This window comes from Thermoactinomyces mirandus (assembly GCF_013868055.1).
GTDB lineage: Bacteria > Bacillota > Bacilli > Thermoactinomycetales > Thermoactinomycetaceae > Thermoactinomyces > Thermoactinomyces mirandus.
This window is the reverse complement of the sequence record NZ_JACEOL010000029.1, coordinates 76,312-82,311: the sequence shown is the minus strand read 5'-3', so window position 1 is coordinate 82,311 and position 6,000 is coordinate 76,312. Positions and strand designations below refer to the sequence as shown.

5 protein-coding genes are annotated in these 6,000 nt (G+C 45.1%); 3 read left to right on the top strand and 2 right to left on the bottom strand.

Annotated features, from left to right (window positions below; translation table 11 throughout):
• The first annotated feature begins 224 nt into the window (after positions 1 to 224).
• Positions 225 to 1,565 (top strand): hemolysin family protein, encoded by a 1,341-nt coding sequence (locus tag H2C83_RS08830; protein ID WP_246333819.1) that lies wholly within the window; start codon positions 225 to 227, stop codon positions 1,563 to 1,565.
• 139 nt (positions 1,566 to 1,704) lie between these two features.
• Positions 1,705 to 1,923 (top strand): hypothetical protein, encoded by a 219-nt coding sequence (locus H2C83_RS18675; RefSeq protein ID WP_446697285.1) that lies wholly within the window; start codon positions 1,705 to 1,707, stop codon positions 1,921 to 1,923.
• Here H2C83_RS18675 and feoB read toward each other — a convergent pair.
• Positions 1,920 to 3,926, bottom strand: a complete 2,007-nt coding sequence (feoB, locus tag H2C83_RS08820; RefSeq protein WP_181739835.1) for a ferrous iron transport protein B — start codon at positions 3,924 to 3,926, stop codon at positions 1,920 to 1,922. The two genes, H2C83_RS18675 and feoB, sit on opposite strands and share 4 nt — an antisense overlap.
• Complete coding sequence (locus H2C83_RS08815; RefSeq protein WP_181739833.1) at positions 3,923 to 4,150, bottom strand: FeoA family protein; 228 nt, start codon at positions 4,148 to 4,150, stop codon at positions 3,923 to 3,925. Before H2C83_RS08815 ends, feoB begins: the two co-directional genes overlap by 4 nt.
• A gap of 453 nt (positions 4,151 to 4,603) precedes the next feature.
• Between H2C83_RS08815 and H2C83_RS08810 the strand changes: the two genes are divergently transcribed.
• Positions 4,604 to 5,986: an NTP transferase domain-containing protein gene (locus tag H2C83_RS08810; RefSeq protein ID WP_181739831.1), complete on the top strand. Its 1,383-nt coding sequence runs from the start codon at positions 4,604 to 4,606 to the stop codon at positions 5,984 to 5,986.
• Positions 5,987 to 6,000 lie beyond the last annotated feature (14 nt).

Below are 6,000 nucleotides of genomic sequence, written 5' to 3'. Positions count from 1 at the left end.
ATCATCAACCGGTATTTGCTTACCATGTACAACGGAAGAATCATATTGCTTTAGGAATTGACTTTTATCCCGGACTCCAAAAAGGAAAAAACTTTTTGGAGTCTTTTTTTGTTTCAATTGATTATTGCCGGGAATAATATGATACACCCTGAAATAAGGGAAAGGTACTGGCATATGCGGACAAATTTATAAAATCAGGGAGAAAACCTGATAGCGTAAAAATAATGGAAGGCATGATAAAAGTGTTTTTGGACAGTCTTGGTGTTTCGACCATAATTATTTTGCTCCTGATTATCATGAACGGCATTTTTTCGATGACTGAACTGGCCATTGTTACCTCGAGAAAGGTTCGGCTTGATCAAAAAGCTAAAGAAGGCAGTCCCCAGGCGCAAACAGCGCTCAGACTGGCTGAAAAACCAAACGAATTGCTGTCAACAATTCAGATTGGAATCACGTTGATCGGGATTGTAACAGGTGCGTTTGGCGGAGCAGCGCTTTCCGGAAAAGTAGCGGTATTGCTTGACCGGGTGGATGTTTTGGCTCCGTTTAGCCAGGAAATCAGCATGGTGTTGGTGATTGTGCTGACTACTTACTTGTCGCTGATTGTCGGAGAACTGGTTCCAAAGCAGATTGCGCTTGTTAATCCCGAGAAAGCCGCCATGATTGTTGCCAGACCAATGTACTGGTTTTCTGTGATCGGCAAACCGGTTATCTGGATCCTTAGCAAATCAACGGCTTTGGTATTGAAAATGCTGGGAGTGAAAAAACCAACCAAACCGGATGTCACTGAGGAGGAGATTCAGCAGCTGGTTGAACAGGGTGTTTATAGCGGTGCTGTCGAAGAAATTGAACATGAAATGGTGGACCAGATTTTTTATATGAGTGACAAGCGTTTGGGTGATATTTTGACACCCCGTACCCAGCTGGTCTGGATTGACGTAGAGAGTTCATTTGAGGAAAATATGAGGATTATCAGCGATAGCTATCATTCCCGCTTTCCGGTTGGCAAAGGCAGCCTGGATGAGTTTCTTGGAATTATTCATACAAAAAAGGTTTTTCGTTTATTACTTAAAGGGGAGAAATTTTCCATTGAAGATTGCATAGAGGAAACCTTGCTTTTGCCTGAACATATGAAAGTGTTTCAGGCTTTGGAAACAGTGAAGAAGTCCGGAATGCATGAAGCAGTTGTTGTCGATGAATATGGAGGGATCGAAGGATTTGTAACCCTGCACGATTTCATGGAAAATATTTTTGGCGATCTGCCTTATCGCGAAGAAGAAGAGGAACCGCAAATCACCCGGCGGGATGATTCAACGTGGCTGGCAGATGGCCTGGTTTCCGTGGATACATTTATCAGATATTTTGATCTGGAGGATGAAATGGTTATGGACAGCGGCGATTATCATACACTGGGCGGATTTTTAACCAGTTATTTGGGCGATATCCCCGAAGTGGGTGATGTCATTAAAATCAGGGATCTCAAGTTGGAAATTGTAGACATGGACCACGTCCGGGTTGATAAAATCATGATTACCAGGCAGGAGAAGACATCGGAAGCCGGGTGATTTCCGTAAAGAAAAACCATACAGCAGCTCAAAGCTCCCGATTGGGCAACAGATCAACAGACTGTGGTTCAGCTATTTCAGGAAAGTGTAAAACGACAGGTTTGGATAACAAAACCGGCCTGAATTGCTTCAGGCAAAAGTGAAACAAAAAAACCGCCTGTTGGGCGGTTTTTTGTGCAGTTCAACAAGATTTGCCGTTGTTGGTGGAGCAGTTGTCTTTAATAGAACAGCTTTGGCATTTTCCCTGTTTGCTGATTCTGAATCGCCGGTAAATTGTCCAACCGGCATATCCGAAGATCAAACTGCCCAACAGGAGGTTCACAATCATTTGCCGGTTCCTCCTTTATCAATAGATTAACCCAGTCCAAGGAGTTTTCCGCCTTGATAGATGATTAGTGAAATGACATACGCAATTGCCAGGGAGTAACCCATCGAAAACAAGGTCCAGCGCAGAGAATTGGTCTCTTTGCGAATCACAGCCACTGTAGCCAGGCAAGGGATATAGAGCAGAATGAATACGATAAAACTGAAAGCTTCCAGCGGAATGAAAGACCCGGCAATAATTCCTTGCAAACTGGATATATCAGGTGATGCATACAGGATATTCATGGTGGAGACAACGACTTCTTTGGCCAGAAATCCGGTAATCAGGGCTGCGCCAGCCTGCCAGGTGCCAAAACCAATTGGCGCAAGCAATGTTCCAAGAAATCCTCCGATCATGGCCAGATAACTCTCGTTCATATCTACACTCAGACCGCCAGGTCCGGCATAACTGAGGAACCAGATGAGCACGGACCCTCCTAAAATGAATGTTCCTGCCTTTCTTAAAAAACCTTTTCCTTTTTCCCAGGTGCTGCGAAACAATACTTGTCCCTGGGGAACGCGGTAAGGCGGCAATTCCACGACAAATACTGATTCTTTATGCTTCAGAAGAGTGGATGTCAGAATTTTTGCCATTACCAGCGCTACCACAATTCCAAGGAAATAGAGGGAGAATACTACTAACGCCTGGTTTTCTGCAAAGAACGCGCCAGCAAAGAGCGTATATACGGGAAGTCTTGCCGAACAGGACATCATCGGTGTCAAAACGATGGTGAGCAGCCGTTCACTGGGTTGTTCAATTGTCCGTGCGGCCATAACTCCCGGCACATTGCACCCGAAACCGATAATCATGGGAATAAATGCTTTTCCGTTAAGCCCGAAAATTTCCATCAACCGGTCCATTACCATGGCCACCCGCGCCATGTAACCTGAATCCTCCAAAAGAGAAATAAAGAAAAACAGGATCATAATCTGTGGCACGAAAACCAGAACTCCGCCTACACCAGCCACAATTCCATCCAGGATAACCGCCTTGACGAAAGATGAAGCGCCGATCGCTTCAAGCCCGGATGAAATCCCGTTCGTAACCGGTCCGGTGATGAAAGCGTCCAGTGCATCTGATAACGGCGATCCCAGCCAATCAAAAGTAAATTTGAATACCAAATACATAAGCAGCATGAAAATAGGCATGCCCCACACTTTGTGCACGACAATCCGGTCAATCCGATCGCTGAGCGGCACCTTCCGGTCTGGGCTGTGGGAAATCGCTTTTTCCAATACATTGCATATCCACTGCCTGCGGATCTGGCGGATATACCGATCGAGGGAAGAAACCGACTCTGTTTCCGCAATTCTTTTTTCTGTTTCCGCGAAGATTTTTTGCAGGACAGATTCATCGACATGCTTTTTCAACAGTTCCCAAACCGGCTTGTTTCCTTCGAAAAACTGCAGAGCCAGCCAGCGCTTGGGCAGTCTTGAATCCGGCAATTGACGGATCAATTTCTGGATAGCGTTTTCCAAAATCTCTCCGTAGTGGATGACCAAAGCTTCTTGATTTTCTGCATTGATTTCACGAAGATAATGTTTTACCTGATCAATGCCGGTTCCTTTGCGGGCAACCACAGGGATCACCGGTGTTTTCATATATAAGGAAAGCTTTTCTGTATCAATTTTTAACCCCCGGCCTTTGGCCACATCAAACATGTTCAAGGCAATGACAACCGGTTTGCCGTATTCCAGAACCTGAAGGGTCAAATACAGATTCCGTTCCAGTTGGGAAGCATCCACGATATTTAAAACAGCCGAAAAATCCTCTGTCAGTAAAAAATTGGAGACGACTGCTTCATCTTCAGATAACGGATTTAATGAATAGATGCCGGGCAAATCAATCAACTGGCCCAGTTCATCCTTTAGTTTGCCGACCTTTTTTTCGACAGTAACTCCCGACCAGTTGCCTACATATTCATAAAATCCGGTCAAGGCATTAAACAGAGAGGTTTTTCCCGTATTGGGATTTCCGATCAGGGCAACATTCATCATAGATTTGACACCTCAATCAAGGAAGCTTCCCGGCGACGGATGCCGATCGATTGTCCGTCAGCCTCCAAAGTATAAGGTCCGCCAAACGGCAACGAATTTTTCAGACAGATGATCGAGCCTTCCATAATCCCCAAGTCAATCAAGCGCCGGCGTACCAATTTGTTAACATTTTCAATAGACACGATTCTGGCTTTTTTTCCTGGTTGTATGTCAGCCAGTGTCATAAGGCACCACTCCATATCCATTCTGTGCAAATGATTGAAAACTATTATCACTAATTAATGCTATCCTCATTATATGAAATTGATTCTCAATAGTAAACATGTTGAAATTGGACAAAATAGCAATATTGTTTTATTTGCATATAAAATCATATTGAGAAGCCATGGCAAAACTATGAAAAAAACAAATTTGACAAAAATGGGAGAACTCAAACCTTAGTAGGGTTGAAGGCGGGAAGCGATTCTCAGGAGAATTCCGTCCGGGAAGCAAGCATGACTTGACTTTCGGTTCCCTTTCAGGTTGGATAATAAATCCAAACCATTTCAATTTTTCCGAGTGAAAGCCACAGGGAGCGTTTCGGCTATCGTGATAAAATGGGGATACGCATTAAACACTGGTGTAAGGGCTTTTCTGAAGACGAGCAACACGACAAACAAAGGAAAAAGGGTGTTGATATGAAAACTGCCATTATACTTGCTGCCGGTTTGGGAAGAAAAATGTGGCCCTATAACGAATACTGGCCCAAAGCCGCTCTGCCCGTCGGTAATCAGCCAAATATTGAACGCCTGATTCACAGCCTGAAAGATATGTCTTTTGAAAGGATCATCATCGTGACCCATTATCTTCATAAACGGGTTCAGTCCATTGTATACGGCCATGAGGGAGTAGAAGTTATCCGGCTTCCTTTTTTGGAAGGGACAGCTGATTCGTTGTCCAAAGCAGTTGGGACCATCAGGGATGATCATATTCTTGTCATTTATGGGGATATCGCCATCACCAGGAAAAGGCTGCAGTATTTTGTGGACCACTTTCATGATCAGGAACCGGATGGTCTTGTGCTATGCAAGCCGGTAGACAAGGAAAGGCCGCAAGACTGGATTTGCGCGCGCTTGCAAGCCGGAAAGGTAGAACAGATTTTTGGCCACCCGCGACCCCATTACGTTACCCATCGTCTGTTGGGAATTTATGCATTGCGTACAGAAGCATTGCGCATGGCATTAATAAAAAACCCCGGTTTTATGCAGAGTGTCAGTGTGGGAGTGATCCCTTCACCGGAATCTGAACTGGAACAGGCGCTCCAGATTTTGATTGAACATGGAAATGATATCATGGGCCATGTGATTGAAGATGGTGCTGTCGATATGGACAAACCGTGGGATCTAATGGAAGCAAATATCATGGCGGTCAAGGAGGGATTGGATTCGTTAACCCGGGATACCATTCCCGACTCGGCTACCATTCATCCAACTGCACAAATCGACGGAAAAATAATATTGGGGGAAAATGTAAAAATAGGCCGGAATGTCATGATTGAAGGGAATGTTTCGATCGGGGCCGGAACCGTGATTGACAATGGAGTAACGATTGCCGGCAACGCAATGATCGGCAAACATTGCACCATTCGGGACTTTTGTCGAATTGGTCCATACAGTGTCATTGGCAACGGGAATCGAATCGGGCATTGTGCTGAATTTGCAGGAGTTACCTTTGACCGGATCAGTTTTGTTCACTATGGAGAGGTTTACGGGGTAATCGGAGAGTCCACGGATATTGCAGCAGGTGTTACGGTGGGGATCATGCGGTTTGATGACCAGCCCCAAAACCAGCGTGTCCAAGGCAGAATGGAGATGCCCGTCCGGTATGGAAATGCCGTGTATTTCGGTGATTTCACAAGAACCGGGATTGCCAGCCAGTATATGCCAGGGGTGAAAGTGGGCTGCAATTGTGCCATAGGTCCTGGCGTTATGGTAGCCAGGGATGTCCCTTCAAACACGCTTTTGTACACTGAACAGAAGCTTGTACAGAAAAAATGGGGACCTGAGAAGTACGGATGGTAAAAGTCCATTTCCAT